We start from the raw sequence: 19,580 nt of genomic DNA on the forward strand, positions 1-19,580 counted from the left end.
CCCCGTCAACGACCCAGGCGCCACGCCCGGCCCAGCCCCCACCGGCCGCCGTGTCATGGCCGGGCTTGGCCCGGCCACCCACGACTTTACCGCCCCGCCCACCGATCTCCCGGCGCCACCCCGCCGCATGACCAGGCAGCCCACCCCAGCCACCCCGACATGCTGACCGGCGCCATCGTCGCCGGTGTCGTGTTCGGCCTCTACTACACCCTGGTCGGCCTCGGCCTGAACCTGGTGTTCGGCGTCATGCGCATCGTCAACCTCGCGCACGGCGACTTCCTGATGCTGGGCGGCGTCGCCGCCTGCCTGCTGTTCGCCGGCTTCGGCCTGCACCCGCTGCTCGCCGCCGCCCTGGTCATCGTCGTTTTCACCCTGATCGGCCTGCCGATCTACTACCTGGTGGTCCCCCGCCTGCTACGCTCCCGCGACTCCGAGATGCTGTCGCTGATCCTGTTCTTCGGCCTGTCGCAAATGATCGAGGCCCTCACCACCATCGCCCTCGGCTCCACCGAACGCTCACTGCCGCCCCGCCTGCTCGGCGTCGGCCCGTTCATCCTGCTCGGCACCAGACTACCGAAAGCCTGGATCTACAGCGCCGCCGCCAGCGCCATCGCCGTCCTACTCGTGTATCTATACCTGTATCGCACCCGGCTCGGCACGCTAACCCGAGCGGTGATGGTCAGCCGGGACGAGGCGCTGGCCACCGGCATCGATGTCAACTTCGTCTCCGCCGTCGCATTCGGTATCAGCATCGCCCTGGCCGGAGTGGCCGGCGTCTTCGCCCCCTTCATCCTCGGCAGCATCACCCCCAACATGGGCGTCGCCATCAACATCACCGCCTTCGCCGTCATCGTCGTCGGCACCCTCGGCAATCCGCTCGGCACCCTGCTGGGCGGCATCATCTACGGCGTGTCGCTGATGCTGATGCAAACCTACCTGAGTTCCTGGGCCAACCTGTTGCCCAACCTGCTGCTGATCGCGGTGCTGCTGGTCCGTCCGGAAGGCCTCCTGGGCAAGGCGGTGCGCCGTGCCTGACACCGCCGCCGAGGCTCGCAACCGGCTGATCCGCCGCATCGTCCTGGACAGCGCCATCGCCGCCGCCGTGGTCGTCCTGATGGGCGTCATCCGAGGCGTCTATTCCAACGAACTGATGCTGTTCAACTTCATCGTCTATCTCGCTTTGGCCCAGGGCCTGAACATAATCTATGGTTTCACCGGCTACCTTCCCTTCGGCTATGTCGGATTCTACGGGGCAGGGGCCTACGGCTTCTCGCTGGTGGTGATGCACCTGCACGCCCCGGCACTGCTGGGCATGGCCGCCGCCGCCGCCGCCGCGCTGCTGCTCGCCGTCATCCTGCTGCCGCTGTTGCGCCTGTCCGGCGCCTACTTCGCCATCGCCAGCCTGGCCGCCGCCCAGGCAGTCTACGAGATCGTCGCCAACCCCGACCTGCAGGACATCACCAAGGGCCCCTACGGCGTCTCGCTGTCCGGCGTGTTCGCCCCGGCGTTCTCCTACTACACCGCCCTGGCGATCCTCGCGTTCTCGCTGGCCCTGGTGGTGTGGCTGCGCAACTCCCGCTTCGGCATGTCGTTGCAGGCGATCCGAGACGAACCGATCAGCGCCGCCATGGCCGGCGTATCCGTGGTGCGCGGCCGCACCATCGCCTGGCTGCTGTCGGCGCTCGTCGCCGGCCTGGTCGGCGGCGTGTTCGCCTGGCACATCTCGGTGTTCTACCCCGACACCGCGTTCGACCTCAGCGTCTCGATCTTCGCCACCGTGTTCCTGCTGTTCGGCGGCGCCACCACCCTGTCCGGCCCGCTGCTCGGCGTGTTCATCCTCTACGGCATCTACAATGTCATCGGCATCGCCGTGCCGCAGTATTTCCAGTTCACCTACGGCGCGCTGATCGTGCTGCTGGTGCTGTTCCTGCCCAACGGCCTCGTCTCCCTTCTGACCAGCCGAGGCATCCGTGTCCCCTGAACCGCCCCCTGAACCGGGGCGGCCTCAACCTCTGCTCCCCGAACCGAGGCGGCCAGAACCTCTGCTCCCGGGACCACTGCCCCCGGGACCGCTGCTCAACGTCGATCGCCTGGTCAAACGCTTCGGCGGCTTCCGCGCGCTAGACGGCGTCAGCTTCCACCTCCACCCCGGCGAGGTGCTCGGCCTGGTCGGCCCCAACGGCTCCGGCAAGACCACCTGCATCAACGTAATCTGCGGTCTCTACCCCGCCGACGGCGGCAGCGTGACCTACAACGGACGCCCGATCGCCGGCGCCAAATCCCACCGCCTGGTCAAAGCCGGCATCAACCGCACCTTCCAGTCGCCACGCCCGTTCCTGTCGCTGACCGTGCGCGAAAACGTCGAGGTTGCCGCGCATTACGGCGAACCCAAACCTGGCTTCGACATCGACGCCCTGCTCGCCCTGCTGGAACTCGACCGCTACGCCCACCGCCCCGCCGCCGAACTCAACAGCGCGCAGCAGAAAACCCTCGACCTCGCCCGAGCGATGGCGACCGAACCCAGGCTTCTGCTGGTCGACGAACTCGCCGCCGGCCTCAACCCCGCCGAACTGTCCCGCATGGCCGACCGCCTGCGCGCGCTCGCCAATGCCGGCATGGCCCTGCTGGTGGTCGAGCATCTGATGGGCTTCATCGACAAGGTCACCGACCGCGTCGTCGTCATGGCCGCCGGAAAAGAGTTCTTCGGCGGAACGTTATCCGACGCCACCCGCGACCCCGAGGTCATCCGCGTCTTCTTGGGCGGCGCCCACCATGCCTGAACCCGAACCGACGACCGTCCTGCGCGCCGCCGACATCGAGGCCGGCTACGGCCGCGTCCAAGTACTCTGGGGCGCCGGCCTGCAGGTCCAGCAAAACCAAAGCGTCGTCCTGCTGGGCGCCAACGGCGCCGGCAAGACCACGCTGCTGAAAGTCATCGTCGGCCTGCTACCGGCCTGGCGCGGCACCGTCCAGCTCGGCCCCGACAACGTCACTACCTGGCGCACCGACAAACGGGTTCGCCGCGGCATGGCCTACATGTCCGAGATCGGCGTCTTCCCCGGCCTGTCGATCGACGAAAACCTGCGCGTCGGCGGCCAGTTCATCGAAAAATCCGCGCTCCGCCACCGCATCGAGGAACTCTACAGCGACTTCCCCGATCTCGCCCACCGCCGAGGCGCCCTCGCCGGCACCCTGTCCGGCGGCCAGCGCAAGATGCTGGGCATCGCCAAGGCGCTGGCGTCCTCGCCGCGCCTGCTGATGATGGACGAACCCTCGGCCGGCCTGTCACCACTATTCGTCGGCCAGGTGATCGAGGTCCTAAGCCGCTTCCGCGCCGCCGGCCTGGCGATGCTGATCGCCGAGCAGAACGTCGCCTTCCTGGACCTCGCTGATCGGGTATTCACCCTGGAAGGCGGCCGCATCCGCTTCGACGGCAGCGTGGCCGCGCTCGAAGCCGACGACAGCCTGCACCGGACTTATTTTGGTCTGGCGTGAGGCGGGTTAGGGCCACGAACAAGCGCACATCGGCTCATAACGTCCGGTTGTAAACCGGCCACGGCCGCCTGGATCCCAGGGCGTCAAGACGGCAGGTTCCATCAAAGAACGTCACTTCCATGCAACGGGCAAAATCGTTCTTTGGACGCATAATCATATTCCTTGCATTCGAGCATCAATCTGAGCAACCAACTGCGACTTTATCGGAGTTGGCCTCACAATGGGACCGCGTGCCCTTCTGTTCCTCAGCGCCTTAATCCTACCCGTCGGAGCCGTGGCGCAACCTGTGCAGGGGCTTTACATCGACCTTGGGGGCGGAGCCAACATTGTCGGAGACCTGCTATCCGCGAACCAAACAACGAAGATTGAAACGAATCTCGGCGGGTTGGGTCTGGCCGATGTAGGCTGGAGCTTTGGCAACGGACTGCGTGCCGACATCGAAGGCAGTTATCGCTCCAACGGTATTGCCGGCATATCAAGGCGGCGGGAAAACGGAGGCCTGCTGCAGCTCTCGAACAAGACCGGCAGCGCTCGCACTTACGCCGTTATGGCGAACCTAAAGTATGATCTGCCGCTCCATACACTCGCCCTCCCCATCCAACCCTACCTGGGTGCTGGTGCTGGCTATGGTTGGCTCGATCTGGGCAGCGCCTCGGGCAACGGATATGGCACGCTCGCACTGCCGCAGGGGAATACCTACATCGGCCCAACATCGGTCGGCTTCGGCTCCGCTGGAGCATTTGCCTATCAGGCGATCGTGGGTGCCTCGATGCCGTTGCGTATCCTTCCGGGGCTTTCATTGACGCTGGAGTACCGGTTTTTCGGCACAGCACGGGTCGATGTTCCGATCAACCGAACGGCTGCGAACACAACGAATCTCGTCAATGGAGCCGTTCCGTCCGCCTCCTCGCATAACGGCTTCACCGAGCAAGACAACGCGATTCTGATCGGACTCCGTTATACTTTCGGAACCCTTTGAACCGGCATTATCCAAGATCACCTAAGAGTCGGCCGGCCTGTCGCCGCTGTTCGTCGGCCAAGTGATCGAGATGCCAAGCCGCTTCCGCGCCGCTGGCCTGGCGACGCTGATCGCCGAGCAGAACGGCGCCTTCCCGGCCCTCGCCGATAGGGTGTTCACCCTGGACGGCGGCGGCATCCCGCTTCGACGGCAGCGTGGCGGCGCTTGAAGCCGATGACAGCCTGCACCGGACTTATTTTGGTTTGGCTTGAGGCGCGATGCGGCTGCGAAAGCGGACAGGAGTTCAAAGACGCTCGTTTACGAACACCGCGTCGATCAAAATCGCGCCGCTCAACCACCATCCCGACGAGGTTGACCTGATCTATCTGGCAACTTGGCGCAGTCAGCCGGAAGCTGATCGAGATTTCGGCGGTTGCCCTCCGCGACTTGGAAGGCACATATCAATCGCGCCTCAGCGCGGTTCCAAATTATGGATTTCGCTGCCAGATCAGTTTCGGCTGCCTTTAGACGGTCATTGAACCCTACGAGAAAGTTCAGCGTCGCCTGTATGCCGCCCGCATCAACATCAGCGAGAGCTTGCGTGCCTACCCGCATGACGGCATTTAAGGTTGCTAGGGTTGCGATCTCCTCCTTTAAGAACGGTAGGTGAGGGATCACAGCGCCTTGAACGCCCGCTGGAATCACTAACAAGAACCGGTTTGCCTGCTTTGGCACGTTTCCGACGAGGCTCTGGAAAGTGCTAAACTCGGAAGAAGCAATGGCAACCGCCTGGGTATACTGGAGGGCGAGCAAAGTCCGCTGAGGTTCGCTTAGATGGGTCTGATTGAGGCGGTCAGCGGTAATGCGTATGACCAACGCGTTCAGATTTGTCACGTCATTCAGAGTGGAGGCGCTGCTCGAAGTCACTTGATCTACTGATGTCATCAAATCGGCTGCGGCATCGAGTTGCAGCTTCAGTGTGTCGAGATTGAAGGTATCAAACCGACTGCGCTGGGTATTATTGGCTTGCCAAAAAAGCACCGCGACGGTTGCGATTGTCGCAGCGACGGTCGCGATTGTCGCGATTTGCCCGATCCACGCGCCCCATGGGGCGACCCTCGCCCACGGTCGCCGAGCCACGGCTGCCGGTTGGCTCAACGGCGTTGCCGATTGCCGCGAATGCAGCACCCACGCGATTACGCCGCACAGCGTGAGCAATGCGGTAGGAGCCAAACGAAGTCCGTCGCGCAGGGGAGCCAGATCACGCCTCATGCCGTTGTGTGGATTCGATCAAGCTTTCATTCTCTTCAAGATCGCGAGCGTCGTCGCGCCTTCACACATAACACGTGCCTATAGGTGCCTACAATCACAGAGCACCTCGTATTGGAGACAAGACTTTCAGGTATTTCAGCTACTTGATGGACACTGGGTATGGGAATCATAATCCCCTGGTCTGCGGCTCATGTCCGTCCGATCGCGCCGCCCTCAGCCCAGCCCCATCCGCTGCAGTTCCTTCTCCCGATCAACAAACTGATGCTTCAACGCTCCCAGAATATGCAGCGCAACCAGCACATACAACGCATAACCCAACCACACGTGCAGCGCGAACAACTGCCCATGCAGCACCTCTTTCGGCCCCGCCGGAAGATCCCGAATCGCCGCGATCCGAAACCATGGAATCACCCAGAAAATCCGCAACGGATGAGCCTGCGCGCCCTTGAACGCCGAATCATGCAACCAGCCTGAAATCGGCAGCAACAGAATCAGCACATACAACCCGCCATGCGCCAGATGCGCCCCCACCCGCTCCAGCCGGCTATATCCGCTGGGCAACGGCGGAGGCGGATGCGACACCCGCCACAAGATCCGCAGCAACACCAGCCCCAGCACCGTCAACCCAATCGACTTGTGCAGGTCGATCGCCGGCCGGCCCCAAGCATCGGGCAGCGAATCCGCACTCAGTCCCAACACCACATTGACCACGATCAGCGCCGCGATCACCCAATGCAGCACGATCGCCACCCGCGTATAGCGAGCGGCCCGAGGCGAGGCCCCACCGGACGATTGGGTGACTATTTGTGACACAGCCTGGAATATTCGCTGCCCGGCGACAGTTTCAAGCTGGTGTCCTGTCCCCAAAAAATTCGCCGCACCCCGCGGCGGCCATATGGGACCGTCAGGCCAGCGAAATCCAGCCGCCGACAACCCAGGATCCAACCCCGCCCCATGTCGCCCTTCACGCTTGGCCTGGAACGGACGCGTCACGCCACCTCGCCGCGCCATGCGCCGCCAGCCACACCGCCGCGCGCCGTACTGATCCACGCCGGAGTGACGCTGCTATGGGTCCTGCTGTTCCTGCGCGCGTTCGGAGCGGACACCGTCTTCGCCTGGTCGATCGGCGTCGCCTACGTCGCCTACGACACTGCCCTGCTGCTGTTCGTCTTCGTCCAGACCCTGCCGCTCATCCGCCGCCCAGCACCCTCCGCACCAAACGCGCAAAATCACCCCCGCACCCTGGGCGTCATCATCGCCGCCCACAACGAGGCTGCCGCGCTACCGCAAACCCTCGCCGCCCTGTTTGCCCAGACCGCACCGCCTGAACAGATCATCATCGCCGACGACGGATCGGACGATGCCACGACAGACCTGCTCGTCCGCCACCATGGCCTCCGCCCGCCCGGCCTTGGCGACCTCAGCCCGATCAGTCCGAACAATCCCAACCTGCAATGGCTGTGCCTGCCGCGCCAAGGCAAGGCACGGGCGCTCAACGCGGCCCTCGAATTCATCGAAACCGAGCTGGTAATCACCGTGGACGCCGACACAATCCTGGACCCAAACGCGGTCGCCGCGATGCGCCACGCCTTCACCGCCGATCCCTCCCTGGTGTCGGCAACCGGCGTGCTGTTCCCGGTCTGCCAGGCGACCCCCGGCGGCCGTCTGCTGCAATGGTTCCAGACCTACGAATACATGCGCAACTTTCTCTCGCGCTACGCCTGGGCCCGCCAGGACGGCCTGCTGCTGATCTCCGGCGCGTTCGCCGCCTACCGCCGCCACCCGGTGCTCGCGGTCGGCGGCTTCGACACCGACTGCCTGGTCGAGGACTACGAACTCTCCCACCGCCTGCTAAACCACGCCGCCGCGCACCGCCTGCACTGGCGCACCGACGTGATCGGCGCGGCCCGAGCGCGCACCGACGCGCCCAGCACGATCGGCGCCTTCCTGCACCAACGGAGACGCTGGTTCGGCGGCTTCCTGCAGACCCAGCTATGGTATCGTCACATGATCGGCGCCCCCAACTACGGCCGCCTCGGCACCCGCATGCTGCCGGTCAAGGCCTTCGATACCCTGCAGCCGCTGTATGGCCTGACCAGCATCATCCTGCTGATCGGTTACGTGTTGACCGGGCGCTCCACGGTGGTCAATCCGGTCGCCGGCATCATCGGCGGCAAGATCGCGCTCGATCTGGCGTTCTACCTCTGGTCGATCCTGCTGTATCGCCGTTGGGTCGGCCCGCGCGCGCCGATCAACGTCGGCTGGGCGGTGTTGGCGGCGTTGATCGAGCCGTTCAGTTTCCAACTGCTGCGCCACACTGGCGCCGCACTTGGCTGGGTCACGTTTCTGACCGGACAGCACCGCTGGCACCCACGAAAGCGCAACGAATCGAGTGCCAATCCAGATCGATGATCCCACGCCCCACCCCGAGGTTGCTAATATGTTCTTTACATTCGGCGCCCACTAAGTTACTATCGCCTAAGTTACTATCGCCATCGTGATTCAAGACAGGCGTGGTTTCAACACCGGCGCGGGCTCAACACCGGCATGGTTTCAACACCGGCGTGGTTTCAACACAGGAGGACCCATCGATGACCGTCTCGCCCGTCCCGCCCGGCTACCACACCCTCACTCCCTATCTCATCGTCAACGACGCCGCCCGCGCGCTGTCCTGGTACGGCGAAGCCTTCGGCGCCAAGGAGCATATGCGCCTGCCGGCACCCGGCGGCCGCATCGGCCACGCCGAGATCGATATCGGCGACAGCCGCTTCATGCTGGCCGACGAAGCCCCGGTCCATGACGCCAAGGCGCCCGGGGCGTTCGGCGGCTCACCGGTCAGCCTGCATCTCTATGTCGCCGACGTGGACGCCATGATGGCCCGGGCGGTCGCCGCCGGCGCCACGCTGAAAGCCCAGCCCGAGGACAAGTTCTACGGCGACCGCCTGGGCACGTTGACCGATCCGTTCGGCCACACCTGGCACCTCGCCACCCATATCGAGGACGTGACGCTGCAGGAGATCGAGCGCCGCATGAACGCCATGTCGTCCTCGACCTGACCGCGAAGCCACCCCATCGGCGAAAGTCAGACGAGCCACGGCTCCGGCGGTGTCGGCGAGCCGCGATGCAGCCTCGCTGCTCGCGCCGTTCGGAGGCCACTCACCGCTCACGACTTCTCGCCTCTTAATTACAACCAAGGCTGCCCGCCGGTCGCGCCCACTCACCGCACCGGACTTCCCGCCTCTTGCAACCAAGGCTGATCGCCACTCGCGGCTACTCGCCGCCCGCAACCATGGCTGCTCGCCGCTTGCGGCTGCGGCCGGTGACCGCGTCCGACCGTGACCGCTCCCGCCATCGGCCGATGGCGGCCGGACCGTCCCGACCCAGGCCGCGCCCGGCATCCCCGCGAGGCCGCCTGACAATGACCCAGACTTAATTCAGTCAGCGACCGGCACACACCCGCCAAAGCCCCCCACCCGCAGCCCCCAAGGTTCGGCCCAGCGGGGCGACCAGCGGTGCTACGCAAGCCGTGATTTCAAGCCGGCCACGGATACGTCTATCACCACCCATCCGGGGCGCCGGCGAACAGCCCAAACGGCGATTTTCTCTCAGCCGAAACGCAATCTGAACAGTTTGTTAACATCCGCTCCGGTATATGGACCCGCGTGAGATACCTGACCGACTTCGCTGACCAAGCCGTCATCATCCCGCTGGTGCTCGCCACCGCGGCCGGCCTCGCCTTTCAAGGCTGGCGCCGCGGCGCCTCCGCTTGGCTGCTGGTGGTGACCGCGACCTTCAGCGTCATGCTGGCGTTGAAATTGATGTTTCTGTCGTGCACCCCGGTGTTCGGCAGCTTCGACGTGCGCAGCCCCAGCGGACACGTCGCCGCCGCCACCATGGTCGCCGGGGGCCTGGCCGCCATCCTCGGACGCCGCCGCGACATCATCCTGCCGGTGGCCCTGCTCGCCGCGGTCGTAGTCGGCATCTCCCGCCTGGTGCTCGGAGCGCACTCACTGCCCGAGGTCCTGCTCGGCGCCATCGTCGGACTGACCGGCGCCGTCGCCTTGCTGCGCTTCTCGGGAACCCCGCCGCGACTGAACATCGCACCGCTGATCGCGGTGATCGTGGTCGTCGCGGTGCTGTTCCACGGCCTGCACCTGCCGGCCGAGGCCGCGATCCGCCACACCGCCTACAGCGTCGCGAAATACGTCCCCGCCTGCCGCGCCACACCGCCGTTCCAACACCATTCGGCCGAGTGAATCAGCGTCCCGGAAGCTCGACCCCCGCGCTCGGGTCGAAGCGGCTCCCCCCTGTTGCAACGATGGCGTCTCGCGTGTCACCGCGGACCCTGCCGCCGGTGGGTCTCGACATAGGATTTCAGCACGGCGTTCATCCGGGTCTGCCAGCCGGCGCCTTGGCCTTTGAACCAGTCGATAACCTCGGCATCGAGCCGAATGCCTTGATGACGTTTCGCCGGCCGCGGTTGCGGTAAGACGACGCGCGCCGAACGCCAAAATTCCTCGTCGGGCGCAGTCGCTTCCGAGCCCGCCTGCGCGGCGGCTTCGACCTCCGCGGCCGTCAGCGCGGCAACCCAAATGGCAGGATATCGGCGAAGCAGCGCGCTGCCAGTTCGACTTCGCTGGCTACCCGCCCTGCAGCACCGCATCACCGCTGTAGTGACGGTTGACCACCGGGAACAGCCCATAGCCGAACCGCACCGCGTGCGGGTCCGCCACCGCCTGCAGCCGCAGCACGATCGGCGCCACCGCCATCAGCCCGCGGTTCTTCCGCCCCAGCGTCTGCATTCCCGCCTGCACCGCCTCGATCAGCGCCTCGTCATAGGCCGCCAAGGCGCTGCCCGGAGACAGCAGCAGCACGCCCCGGCTGCGCAGGTTGATCCGTCCCTGCGCCGCCGCCATCACCTCCAGCACCGCCGCGCGCAACACCGGCGGATCCCTGGCCTGGCCGAACGGGTATTCGAACCGGTCGAACACCTCCAGATGAACGCCAACCGTATCGGCGGCGCCGACCGCGAGGTTGAAACCATCGACCCGCGCCGGATCTCCCGCCGGCTGCTCGAAGCCGACCCGGTTGCCCAGCAGCGCCAGCGCGTGCGCCGCCGCGAACGGTGCCAGCCCATGCAGACTACAGCCGCGGTCGCCGACCGTGGTTGCCATCGCCGGAAACAGCGGATGGCGCGACCAGGTGGCGACGAAATGCAGGAACCCGGCGACGTGATCCACCGCATTGGCGGTCGGCGCATCGCCCATCGCGGCCCACGACGCCTCGCCCATCCTGGCCCGCAGGTGCCGCACCGACCACGCCAGCGCATGATCGCGCAGCCCGGTGAACGGATCGGCCGGGTCCGCCGCCACGGCAGGCAAGGCGCCCCCGACATGACGCTCGAATGCCGCCTCGGCCTGGTCCAGCAGGCCTTGGGAAAACCGATACGTTGGATCGGGCGTCGCCGGCCGGAACAGCGGCGCCAGGCGCTCCATCTCGGCGCGTCCCACCAGCGCGACCCGAGGCGGCACCTGCATCGCCCGCGCCCGAGGTTCGGCCGACGGCTCCGCGGTGCTGACAAAGGAAGGCAACATCCTGCCCGCCGCCAAAGGTGGGGATGTCGTAACTCTACCGCAACGACCGCACCGGATACCAACCCCCAGGAACTGCGCCGGGTCGAAACCGTCGATCAGCACATTGCCGCAGCCGCAGGGCAGCGAGGCGTCGCCGGCGCCAAGCAGCACCGGGGCGTCCCCGGCCTGTACGAAGTGGACCTCCGGGCTCACCCGACGGGCGGCCTACAGCCAGGAAAACAGATCGTTGAACCAGCCCCGCTTGGGTGCTTCGATAATCGGCGTCTGGCCGACACTGGTGGCCTCGCCCAGGGCGGCGTTCTGCCGCAGCCGCTGCGATTCCTTCTGCGCATCGACCTGGACATGCTGGGTGTCGGGCTTGCGCCAGTACAGCACCTTGTCGATGAAGCTTTCGTCGTTGGCGGCGTAACGCGCATCCTGGTCGATCCGGCTGCGGATGTCGCTGGGCGCGGCCGGTCCGGCTTCTTGCACCAGCGCCGCCTCGCCGGCCGAGGTGCCGGTTTGCGGCGCATCCAGCGCGGTCTGCGGCACCAGCGCTTCCTGCGCCTGCTGACGCTCGGTCTGTTCCTGCGGCCGCGCCGCGCCGGGCCGTGGCGGGCGTAGGTTGTAGTCCGGCGGCATCGACAGCGGCGCCCTTGTGGTCACGGTGTACTCGTCCGGCGCGTCCCGGGTAAGCCCGAACGTGCGCGCCAGCTTGTCGCCCGAGCAGCCGCCCAAGCCCAGCAGGGCCAGCGTCAAGCCGCCACCCAGCAGCAGCCTGGGACCGCGACTCGGGCGGGAGGGGATGGTTCGCATGCGTCGCTTCATACTCATTGACGTGCCTGCGCCGCAAGGGTGCGGCTGGAACGTGCCGGCGCCGCAAGGATGCGGCTGAGACGTGCCTGCGCCGCAAGGATGCGGCCGAGACATGTTTGCGCCGCAATGGTGCGGCTGATCGTTAAGTCCGGAGGGTGGGCGAGGGCCGCCGAGGCGGCAGCGAAATCAGCATAGCAAGAAACAGCCCCGCTGTCGCGGCCCATTGCGCGATCGAGAAGGCGTGCGCATAGGCGCGCTCTCCGGTCGCGCCGCCGAGCACCGTGAAGAACAGGCTGCCGATCGCGGCCACGCTGATCGCCGCGCCGATCTGCATTGCCGAGTTGGTGATCCCCGCCGCCACGCCGCCCTGCGCCGCCGGCACGTCACCCAGCACGGTGGCGAACAGCCGGGGAAACGCCACGCCCTGGCCGAGGCCGGCCAGGAACACCGCCGCTGTCAGCGCCGCGCCGTCGATGCCCGCCGCCACCAGGACGCCGACCACGGCGTAGAAGCTGACCTGGATCGCCATGCCGATCGAGAGCAGCCGCGGCCGCAGCCGGACCAGCGGCGCGCTGATCAGCGGCCCGATGAACAAGCCGACACCATAGGGCACGATGGCCAGCCCGACCTGCAGCGGCGGCAATCCGCGGCCCTCTTGCTGGTATAGCCCGAACAGCAGGTAGAAACTGGTGGTGAAGAAGAACAGTGCGGCGACCAGCACGCCGCGGCGGAAGCTGGGAATGCGCAGCAGCGCCATGTCCACCAGCGGCATGCCGCCAAGCCGGCGCAAGCGCTGCTCATAGCCGATGAAGCCCGCGACCAGCAGCGGTTCGGCGGCCAGCATGGCGAACACCCAGCCGGGCCAGCCCTGCTCGCGGCCGACCGACAGCGGCACCACGATCGCGGCCAGGCTGAGCGAGATCAGCGCCGCGCCGCCAAGGTCGAGCCGGACGTTACTGCCGCCACTGGTCTCCGGCACGAGCTTCCAGCCCAGCAGCAGAGCCAGGGCGCAGATCGGCAGGCTGACCAGGAAGATCACTCGCCAGCCCAGCCCGGCCGGATCCCATTGCAACAGCGCGCCGCTGCTGAATTGGCCGATCGCGGCGGCTATCCCCATCATGATGCCATAGGCGCTCATCGCCCTGGCCAGTTCCCGTTCGTTGGGAAACAGTGCTCGGATCGAGCCCAGCACCTGCGGCAGCAGCACCGCCGCGGCCGACCCTTGGGCGATGCGGGCGATCACCAGTTCGGCGGCGGAGGCGGCGATGCCGCACACCAGGCTGGCCAGGGTGAACCCCGCCAGGCCGATCAGAAAGCAGCGTTTGCGGCCGTAGAGATCGCCCAGCCGGCCGCCGGTGATCAGGAACACGCCATAGCCGCAGGCATAGCCCGAGATCACCAGTTGCAGTTCGGCCGGCGTCGCACCCAGGCTGTCATGGATCGAGGACAGCGCCACGTTGACGATGAAAAAGTCCAGCGGCGGCATGAAACCGCCCACCAGCAGCACGACCAGTGCCGCCCAGCGCAGCGCGCCTGTTCTCCGGTCGGACACGCCCACTCCCTAACTGCGTGACGGTGCCGGCTTGTTCCGCCATGGACACCCCGCGCCCGGTTCCGCCGGTGCGCGTCCGTCTGACCTAGCCGATGATCGCCGCGAGTGAAACGCCCCACGCTCAAGCCCCACGCTCAAGCGGAACGTCCCGAGACTCCGGCGGCACGCCTGGAGCCGAGCGCGGCGCCGATCGCCGAATGCAACGCTCGGGGCAAAGCGGGGCGGCAGGGGATGGTATCGCATGATCGGACGGAAGACGATTTTGGGCATGCACGGTCCGGTTGAAAATCGTCTAGCATCTGGGTTGCATGCTGCCACCCCAAACCCGATCGGATCCCGACGGCTACTACCGCTGTCTCGGCGTGGCGCCGGAGGCATCGCGGGCCGAGATCGTCGCGGCGTTCCGCCGCAAGGCGAGGCGGCTGCACCCCGATGTGCCCCGGACCGGGGATGCCGCGGCGTTCGTTGCTCTCAGGCAGGCCTACGACGTGCTGTCCAAGCGGGAGCAGCGCGCCGCCTATGATCGCAAGGCCCATGACGCGGCGTTGGCCGCGACCGAGCCGATCATCGTGCGGCGGACCGCCGATCCGTTGGCCGACCCGCTGGGCGGACAATATCGTTCGGCGGTCGATCCCGGGCTGTGGCAGGGTCGGTCTACCGGGTCCGCGACCGAGCAGGGCCGGTCCACCGATGCCGCGGCTGAGCAGGGCCGCCCCACCGGTTCCGCAGCCGAGCAGGGGCGGTCCACCGGTTATGCGGCCGCGCGCGGCGGGTCCGCCGGCAAGTCCCAGGCCTGGTGGGGCGGGTTCTCGACGTTGGGCGCGGGCTGGCTGGGCCGGTCCGCGAGCGATCGGCCCCCCCGCCAGGCTGGGGTGGGCCAGGCCGGGGTGGGCCAGGCCGGGGTGAGCCAGGCTGGGGTGGGCCAGGCTGGGGTTCGCCCGGCAGAGGCGCGTCAGGTGGGGGCACGCCTTGGCGGAGGGCTACAGTCCAGGGCGTCGGAGATCCCGCTGCTGGTCTGGGTCGGGCTGGCGGCGTTCCTTTGCCTGAGCGTCTATCAGGCGGCGGTGCACCTGATGACGCCGCGGCCGAAGCCCGCGCAGGCCGAAATCAGCGCCAACGCGGCGGTCGTCGCGCCGCTTTCTCCCAGCGCGCATGAGGCGGTGCTGTATGGCCCGGCGCCGGTGCGACTGGCCGGTGTGCCCAATTTCTACGTCGGTCCAGGTGCCGGCCCGGCGATGCTGTGGACCTTGGACCGGAAACGCAACGTGTTGCTGCCGCTTGGCCGGTTGCCGCCGTTCAGCATGGTGCAGGCGCTCCGGCTGTTCAACCAGAACGGCATGGTGGAGGTGCTGTTGAACGCTCGCGGCAATGGTCTGATCAGCGCCAGCCGGCTGACGCCGGGTGATCCGGCCGCGGCGCACCGGGCCTATTGCGGCTACAACGCGGGGCCCGCCCCGCGCGACGGCGAACTGCTGGAACGCCGCGGTTCGGGCGGCGGCCGGCTGGAGTTGGAGAACCGGGCATTGCAGCCCGCCGTGGTGAAACTGCGTGACGACTCGGGCGCGGTGGTGGTCTCGGTGTTCCTTGAGCCGCAGGGCCGCGCGGTGTTGGATGGCATGCCGAACGGGACCCTGCATCCGGAGTTCGCCATCGGTGAATTGTGGAGCCGGGCGTGCAACTCGTTCGCCGCCGGGATGCGGGCGTGGCGGATGCAGGTGGCGCTGGGTTCGGCTGCCGGATCACTGCTGGTGGTGGAGCCCGATGCCGGCGCCCAGGCCGCGGCCAACATTCCGGACCAGGCGTTCGAGCGGAATTGACCGCTGCGCGGCCGATGCAGCCGCCGACGAAGGCCGTATCTTGCGCCTCCGGCGCGGTCCTTCGGCGGAGCGATCGGCGTAGCGGAGCGGCTGGCGTGGTGGAGCGGCTGGCGTGGTGGAGCGGCTGGCGTGGCCGAGCGATCGGCGTGGCGGAGTGGCCGGCGTGGCGGCGCGATCGGGGGGCGCTGGGTTCGGCCTTGCGTGCGGTCAGGCGACGACGGGATTGGCGGCGCCGGCCTGGGCGCGGCGCGACTGCCAGAGGGCGACGAAATCGATCGGCTGCAGCAGCACCGGGGCGAAGCCGCCGTCGCGGGTCACGTCGGCCAGGATGTTGCGCGCGAACGGGAACAGGATACGCGGGCATTCGACCAGCAGCACCGGCTCGACCGCGTTGTCGGGCAGGCCGTTCAGGGTGAACACGCCGGCATAGGTCAGTTCGGCGACGAACACCGTCGCGGGTGGGGTGGCCGACTGGCCGTTGGCCTGCGCCGAGGTGTCGTGCGCCTCGGCGCGGATGACGATGGCGACTTCGAAGATGCTCTGGCCTTCCTGCACGCGGCGGGCCTGCACGTCGAGGTTGATGCTGACCTGCGGCTGGGCCTTGAGTTGGCTGTAGATCTGCGGCGCGCTGGGTACCTCGAACGACAGGTCCTTGACGTACTGGATGTTGACCACCAGCGGCTGGGCGGGCTGTGCGGTGGGCTGCGGAGAGGGGGTTGTCTCGGACATTTGGGGGCTCCGTTGGAAAGACCGCGCCGCCGGCGGTGTTCGGGTTGGCGCGCCGGGTAGCACGGCTGGGGGGTGATTGCCACCGGGTTTACCGTTGCGGTAGCGGGTCGAATTCGCGGCGGGCGGGGATCGGGCGGCCAGGGTGTGGGCAAGGGATCGGGCGGCCAGGGATCGGACGGCCAGGGATCGGACGGTTAGGGATCGGGCGGTCAGGGATCGGGCGGTCAGGGATCAAGCGGGCGGATTTCAGGCGCGCCAGACGAGACCTTCGGGGGCCGGACCGGTCGGGTCGCATTGCAGCCACTGGCCGTTGGCAACGCTCTGCCCGGTCAGGCTGAGGATGAAGCCCCAGTGGCTGATGACCAGGGTGTTGCGCCAGTCGTGGCGTCGCGCCAGGCTGGTTCGGAAGCGGGCCGCGCGGTCGATCACGCCGGCCTCGGGTTCTTCCTCGGCTGGCCACCAGATCGGGTCGAGTGCGGCGAAATCGAGCGCCGGCCATTGGCGTTCCAGATCGCTGCGCGACGAGCCGACGTCGCAGGCGAAGGCGAAGCGTTCGCGCACCATCGGGTCGATGATGAGCGGCAATCCGAGCGCCTCGGCGACCGGGCGGGCGGTCTGCAGGGTTCTTGTGTAGGGCGAGACGATGATGCGCTCGATGCCTTGGTCTTGCAGCTTCCGGGCGGCGTCGCGGGCCTGGCCGTGACCGAGTTCGGTGAGCTGGGGATCGATCAGTCCGGGGTCGCGGCGGGTGGCGCTGAACAGCAGGTTGAACTCGCTTTGGCCGTGACGCAGCAGGATCATGGCGGCGGCCATACAGGGGTTGAGGGTGGCGCGGCAAGTTCGGCGCGGCGAGCCTGGCGCCTATCGCGCATCGGCCAAGCGCGATCCGTCGGTTCCTGTTATGGGTATTCGATTTGTGGGTATTCAATTCAGGCGCCGAATCGTGGACGCGGCGCGTCCGGCACTGACCTGCGATCGTATAGCGGGCGGCGGAATCGGGCCGCTGGGTCCGGGTTTCGTTTGGCATGTCCGCGCCGCGCGCCTATCTGTGGTGCTGGTAGGAGGTATCGGCATGGGTGCGAGCGGCGGATTTCCGATTGATCTGGTGCTGTTTGGGATGATCGCGGCCTTCCTGGTGCTGCGCCTGCGCAGCATTCTGGGCAAGCGGACCGGGTTCGAGCGGCAGGCGCCTCCGGTGCAGAATGGGCCGCGGCCGGCGCCGGGTCCGGTGATCGACGTCAAGGCCGAACCGGCGGCGCCGGCGGCCGCCACCACGGTGCCCGAGGCGTCCTCGGCGACCGGGCAGGCGCTCGAGCGAATGCGGGCGCTGGATGGTGGGTTCGATGCGGCTCGGTTCCTGGCCGGGGCGGATCAGGCATTCAGGCTGATCGTGGCGGCGTTCGCCGCCGGTGACCGTGTCGGGCTGCGCGCGCTGCTGGCCGACGACACCTACCGGGCGTTCGAGCAGGCGATCAGTGCGCGCGAAAAGGCCGACGAGACCCAGGTCAGCGAGATCAAGTCGATGCAGAAGATGGCGATCGAACAGGCCGAGCTGAAGGGGCGGGTGGGCGCGATCACCGCCCGGATCGTGTCCGATCAGATCAGCTACGCCAAGGACAAGGACGGCCGTCCGGTATCCGGCACCGACGCGGTGACCGAGATCACCGATTTGTGGACCTTCGAGCGCGACCTGTCGCAGCAGGACCCGACCTGGCGCCTGGTCGCGGCGCGCAGCGGCTAGCGCGTCTGCCGTTGGCATGAACGGGCGCCGGCACATTGTTTCGCGCGCGGCTGCAGCCGTCATGAACGGGCTCCGCGCCAGGACCGGGGATCGCCGATGAGTGTGACGATGCCTCGGGTGGGTCTGTTCGTGACCTGCCTGGTCGATCTGCACCGACCGTCGGTCGGCTTCGCGGCGATCCGGCTGCTGGAGCGGGCGGGATGCCAGGTCGAGCTGCCCCGGGCGCAGACCTGTTGCGGGCAGCCGGCGTACAACTCCGGCGACCGACGTTCGGCGCGCGACCTGGCGGTGGGGATCGTCGAGGCGTTCCGCGGCTATGACTACGTGGTGGCGCCATCGGGGTCGTGCGCGGGGATGCTGCGGCACCATCTGCCGCATTTGTTCGACGACGACCCGAACCTGCGGGCGCAGGCCGACGCGATGGCGGCGCGGACCTTCGAACTGATCAGCTTCCTGACCGATGTGCTGGATGTGAGCCACACCGGGGCGGCGGTGTTGGGCGGTCCGGTGACCTATCACGACGCGTGTTCGGGGCTGCGCGAGATGGGCATCAAGCAGCAGCCGCGCGATCTGCTGAAGGCGGCGGGCGCGACGCTGGTGGAAATGGCCGATGCGGAGGTCTGCTGCGGGTTCGGCGGCACGTTCTGTGTGAAATATCCCGATATCTCGGTGCGCATGGTATCGGACAAGACACGGGACATCGTGGCGACCGGGGCGGAGACGGTGCTGTCGGGGGATCTGGGGTGTCTGTTGAACATCGCCGGGCGGCTGCGGCGGCAGGGGCATCGGGTGCATGCGCGCCATGTGGCCGAGGTGCTGGCGGGGATGACGGACGATCTGCCGGCGATCGGCGAGGGCCGGGGTTAGGCGCCGGCGGCCTGGGTTGCGTGGTGCTGGGTGGCGTCTTTTTGGGTGGCGTTGCCAGGTGGCGCGCTGCAGGCGGCGTCCTGCTGGGTGGCGGTTTGCTGGGCGGCGAGGCGGGCCTCCGCGGCTTGAGCCCGTAGGACCTTTTTGGCCAGGCGTTTGTCGGTCTGACGTTTCCGGTAGGATTGGGTCCAGGTCATGCCGTCTTGCCGGGCGGCGGGATTGCCCGTCGTTGCGGTGGTGTTCGGGCTGGTTGCGGCGGCGGCCGGTGCGGCTTCGGGCGGTAGCGCGGCCGGTGGTTCGGTCTCGGTTGCTGGGGCCGTGGCGATCCCGGGCTGCTGGGTGGGGGTTTCGGCGGCTGCTGTGTCGCGTCGTGGGGCGACCGGTTCGGAGTGGGATTCGGTTGCCGCCCGGTTGGCGGCGGCGCGGCGGGCGCGTTGCAGTTGGTCGAGTTTGCGGCGCGCCTTGTGGCTTTCCCGGCTGAGGCTGACGGCGCTGCCGCGAAGGCGGAGGATTTTCGCCAGTGACAGCTCGGGGTCGGCGGCCTGGCCGAGCGCCGCGAGCGCGTGCAGGGCGAAACTGATGATGTCGGCGGCGAGGCCGAGTTCCTGCTCGTCCGCGACATCGTAGGCAGCCAGCGTCTGACGGGCGGCGTCGTGAGCGGCGGTGGGGTTCGCGGTGATGGCGAACAGGGCGGCGAGGCGGCACAGGATGGTGTCCAGGACGGCGGGGGCGATGGTGGCCGGGAGGGACATGGGATTGG

General features: G+C 67.4%; 21 protein-coding genes. 12 read left to right on the top strand and 9 right to left on the bottom strand.

The window, feature by feature from the left end; genetic code table 11:
* Nucleotides 1-159: 159 nt before the first annotated feature.
* The 6 genes from ACQY4T_RS11080 (at nucleotide 160) to ACQY4T_RS11105 (ending at nucleotide 4,682) form a co-directional block, all read left to right on the top strand.
* Nucleotides 160-1,035, top strand: coding sequence for a branched-chain amino acid ABC transporter permease (locus ACQY4T_RS11080; protein WP_428541552.1), 876 nt, complete (start codon nucleotides 160-162; stop codon nucleotides 1,033-1,035).
* Nucleotides 1,028-1,981, top strand: coding sequence for a branched-chain amino acid ABC transporter permease (locus tag ACQY4T_RS11085; RefSeq protein WP_428541555.1), 954 nt, complete (start codon nucleotides 1,028-1,030; stop codon nucleotides 1,979-1,981). Before ACQY4T_RS11080 ends, ACQY4T_RS11085 begins: the two co-directional genes overlap by 8 nt.
* A complete protein-coding gene (locus ACQY4T_RS11090) occupies nucleotides 1,971-2,780 on the top strand; it encodes an ABC transporter ATP-binding protein (protein ID WP_428541558.1) in 810 nt (269 codons plus the stop codon). The genes ACQY4T_RS11085 and ACQY4T_RS11090 overlap by 11 nt, the downstream gene beginning before the upstream one ends.
* Complete coding sequence (locus ACQY4T_RS11095; protein WP_428541561.1) at nucleotides 2,773-3,495, top strand: ABC transporter ATP-binding protein; 723 nt, start codon at nucleotides 2,773-2,775, stop codon at nucleotides 3,493-3,495. The genes ACQY4T_RS11090 and ACQY4T_RS11095 overlap by 8 nt, the downstream gene beginning before the upstream one ends.
* 220 nt (nucleotides 3,496-3,715) lie before the next feature.
* Nucleotides 3,716-4,474 (top strand): outer membrane protein, encoded by a 759-nt coding sequence (locus ACQY4T_RS11100; protein ID WP_428541564.1) that lies wholly within the window; start codon nucleotides 3,716-3,718, stop codon nucleotides 4,472-4,474.
* 70 nt (nucleotides 4,475-4,544) lie between these two features.
* Nucleotides 4,545-4,682, top strand: a complete 138-nt coding sequence (locus tag ACQY4T_RS11105; protein WP_428541567.1) for a hypothetical protein — start codon at nucleotides 4,545-4,547, stop codon at nucleotides 4,680-4,682.
* Nucleotides 4,683-4,804: 122 nt separating this feature from the next.
* Here the strand turns inward: ACQY4T_RS11105 and ACQY4T_RS11110 are convergent, their stop codons facing one another.
* Nucleotides 4,805-5,725: a hypothetical protein gene (locus ACQY4T_RS11110; RefSeq protein WP_428541570.1), complete on the bottom strand. Its 921-nt coding sequence runs from the start codon at nucleotides 5,723-5,725 to the stop codon at nucleotides 4,805-4,807.
* A gap of 213 nt (nucleotides 5,726-5,938) precedes the next feature.
* The gene (locus ACQY4T_RS11115) at nucleotides 5,939-6,538 is read right to left on the bottom strand and encodes a cytochrome b (protein ID WP_428541573.1); all 600 of its coding nucleotides are present in this window, start codon (nucleotides 6,536-6,538) and stop codon (nucleotides 5,939-5,941) included.
* 141 nt (nucleotides 6,539-6,679) lie between these two features.
* On the opposite strand from ACQY4T_RS11115, the gene ACQY4T_RS11120 reads away from it, so the two are divergent.
* From ACQY4T_RS11120 to ACQY4T_RS11130, 3 genes are all read left to right on the top strand, one after another.
* Nucleotides 6,680-8,137, top strand: coding sequence for a glycosyltransferase family 2 protein (locus ACQY4T_RS11120; protein WP_428541576.1), 1,458 nt, complete (start codon nucleotides 6,680-6,682; stop codon nucleotides 8,135-8,137).
* 179 nt (nucleotides 8,138-8,316) lie between these two features.
* Entirely contained in the window at nucleotides 8,317-8,781 is a 465-nt protein-coding gene (locus ACQY4T_RS11125) for a VOC family protein (protein ID WP_428541579.1), read from the top strand.
* A gap of 606 nt (nucleotides 8,782-9,387) precedes the next feature.
* The gene (locus ACQY4T_RS11130) at nucleotides 9,388-9,981 is read left to right on the top strand and encodes a phosphatase PAP2 family protein (protein WP_428541582.1); all 594 of its coding nucleotides are present in this window, start codon (nucleotides 9,388-9,390) and stop codon (nucleotides 9,979-9,981) included.
* Between the two features lie 77 nt (nucleotides 9,982-10,058).
* On the opposite strand, the gene ACQY4T_RS11135 is transcribed toward ACQY4T_RS11130, so the two are convergent.
* The 4 genes from ACQY4T_RS11135 to ACQY4T_RS11150 all read right to left on the bottom strand — a co-directional run bounded on the left by ACQY4T_RS11135 (nucleotide 10,059) and on the right by ACQY4T_RS11150 (nucleotide 13,666).
* Nucleotides 10,059-10,427 carry a BrnA antitoxin family protein gene (locus tag ACQY4T_RS11135; RefSeq protein ID WP_428541585.1) on the bottom strand — a complete coding sequence of 123 codons (369 nt, stop codon included), beginning with the start codon at nucleotides 10,425-10,427 and terminating at the stop codon, nucleotides 10,059-10,061.
* On the bottom strand, nucleotides 10,366-11,511 hold the full coding sequence (locus tag ACQY4T_RS11140; protein ID WP_428541588.1) for a hypothetical protein: 1,146 nt from the start codon (nucleotides 11,509-11,511) through the stop codon (nucleotides 10,366-10,368). The genes ACQY4T_RS11135 and ACQY4T_RS11140 overlap by 62 nt, the downstream gene beginning before the upstream one ends.
* Before the next feature lie 12 nt (nucleotides 11,512-11,523).
* Entirely contained in the window at nucleotides 11,524-12,114 is a 591-nt protein-coding gene (locus tag ACQY4T_RS11145; RefSeq protein WP_428541591.1) for a DUF3035 domain-containing protein, read from the bottom strand.
* Nucleotides 12,115-12,256: 142 nt separating this feature from the next.
* Entirely contained in the window at nucleotides 12,257-13,666 is a 1,410-nt protein-coding gene (locus ACQY4T_RS11150) for an MFS transporter (RefSeq protein ID WP_428541594.1), read from the bottom strand.
* Nucleotides 13,667-13,974: 308 nt separating this feature from the next.
* Between ACQY4T_RS11150 and ACQY4T_RS11155 the strand changes: the two genes are divergently transcribed.
* Nucleotides 13,975-15,483 (top strand): J domain-containing protein, encoded by a 1,509-nt coding sequence (locus ACQY4T_RS11155; RefSeq protein ID WP_428541597.1) that lies wholly within the window; start codon nucleotides 13,975-13,977, stop codon nucleotides 15,481-15,483.
* Nucleotides 15,484-15,690: 207 nt separating this feature from the next.
* Here ACQY4T_RS11155 and secB read toward each other — a convergent pair whose 3' ends face one another.
* A complete protein-coding gene (secB, locus tag ACQY4T_RS11160; protein ID WP_428541600.1) occupies nucleotides 15,691-16,212 on the bottom strand; it encodes a protein-export chaperone SecB in 522 nt (173 codons plus the stop codon).
* A 246-nt stretch (nucleotides 16,213-16,458) separates the two neighbouring features.
* Nucleotides 16,459-17,013, bottom strand: coding sequence for a histidine phosphatase family protein (locus tag ACQY4T_RS11165; RefSeq protein ID WP_428541603.1), 555 nt, complete (start codon nucleotides 17,011-17,013; stop codon nucleotides 16,459-16,461).
* A 271-nt stretch (nucleotides 17,014-17,284) separates the two neighbouring features.
* Between ACQY4T_RS11165 and ACQY4T_RS11170 the strand changes: the two genes are divergently transcribed.
* Entirely contained in the window at nucleotides 17,285-17,953 is a 669-nt protein-coding gene (locus tag ACQY4T_RS11170; protein ID WP_428541606.1) for a Tim44/TimA family putative adaptor protein, read from the top strand.
* 96 nt (nucleotides 17,954-18,049) lie between these two features.
* Nucleotides 18,050-18,820: a (Fe-S)-binding protein gene (locus ACQY4T_RS11175; protein WP_428541609.1), complete on the top strand. Its 771-nt coding sequence runs from the start codon at nucleotides 18,050-18,052 to the stop codon at nucleotides 18,818-18,820.
* Here ACQY4T_RS11175 and ACQY4T_RS11180 read toward each other — a convergent pair.
* Complete coding sequence (locus ACQY4T_RS11180) at nucleotides 18,817-19,572, bottom strand: hypothetical protein (RefSeq protein ID WP_428541612.1); 756 nt, start codon at nucleotides 19,570-19,572, stop codon at nucleotides 18,817-18,819. The two genes, ACQY4T_RS11175 and ACQY4T_RS11180, sit on opposite strands and share 4 nt — an antisense overlap.
* Nucleotides 19,573-19,580: the final 8 nt, after the last annotated feature.

It is taken from the genome of Rhodopila sp. (assembly GCF_965277825.1).
Classification (GTDB): Bacteria; Pseudomonadota; Alphaproteobacteria; order Acetobacterales; family Acetobacteraceae; genus Rhodopila.

What these genes read in the sequence shown, in the direction of transcription:
- ACQY4T_RS11110 (WP_428541570.1), bottom strand. Translation starts at nt 5,725, where the DNA reads ATGAGGCGTGATCTGGCTCCCCTGCGCGACGGACTTCGTTTGGCTCCT.
- ACQY4T_RS11155 (WP_428541597.1), top strand. Translation starts at nt 13,975, where the DNA reads ATGCTGCCACCCCAAACCCGATCGGATCCCGACGGCTACTACCGCTGT.
- secB (WP_428541600.1), bottom strand. Translation starts at nt 16,212, where the DNA reads ATGTCCGAGACAACCCCCTCTCCGCAGCCCACCGCACAGCCCGCCCAG.
- ACQY4T_RS11145 (WP_428541591.1), bottom strand. Translation starts at nt 12,114, where the DNA reads ATGCGAACCATCCCCTCCCGCCCGAGTCGCGGTCCCAGGCTGCTGCTG.
- ACQY4T_RS11165 (WP_428541603.1), bottom strand. Translation starts at nt 17,013, where the DNA reads ATGATCCTGCTGCGTCACGGCCAAAGCGAGTTCAACCTGCTGTTCAGC.
- ACQY4T_RS11125 (WP_428541579.1), top strand. Translation starts at nt 8,317, where the DNA reads ATGACCGTCTCGCCCGTCCCGCCCGGCTACCACACCCTCACTCCCTAT.
- ACQY4T_RS11100 (WP_428541564.1), top strand. Translation starts at nt 3,716, where the DNA reads ATGGGACCGCGTGCCCTTCTGTTCCTCAGCGCCTTAATCCTACCCGTC.
- ACQY4T_RS11170 (WP_428541606.1), top strand. Translation starts at nt 17,285, where the DNA reads ATGGGTGCGAGCGGCGGATTTCCGATTGATCTGGTGCTGTTTGGGATG.
- ACQY4T_RS11180 (WP_428541612.1), bottom strand. Translation starts at nt 19,572, where the DNA reads ATGTCCCTCCCGGCCACCATCGCCCCCGCCGTCCTGGACACCATCCTG.
- ACQY4T_RS11105 (WP_428541567.1), top strand. Translation starts at nt 4,545, where the DNA reads ATGCCAAGCCGCTTCCGCGCCGCTGGCCTGGCGACGCTGATCGCCGAG.
- ACQY4T_RS11080 (WP_428541552.1), top strand. Translation starts at nt 160, where the DNA reads ATGCTGACCGGCGCCATCGTCGCCGGTGTCGTGTTCGGCCTCTACTAC.
- ACQY4T_RS11095 (WP_428541561.1), top strand. Translation starts at nt 2,773, where the DNA reads ATGCCTGAACCCGAACCGACGACCGTCCTGCGCGCCGCCGACATCGAG.
- ACQY4T_RS11135 (WP_428541585.1), bottom strand. Translation starts at nt 10,427, where the DNA reads ATGGGCTGTTCCCGGTGGTCAACCGTCACTACAGCGGTGATGCGGTGC.
- ACQY4T_RS11175 (WP_428541609.1), top strand. Translation starts at nt 18,050, where the DNA reads ATGAGTGTGACGATGCCTCGGGTGGGTCTGTTCGTGACCTGCCTGGTC.
- ACQY4T_RS11120 (WP_428541576.1), top strand. Translation starts at nt 6,680, where the DNA reads ATGTCGCCCTTCACGCTTGGCCTGGAACGGACGCGTCACGCCACCTCG.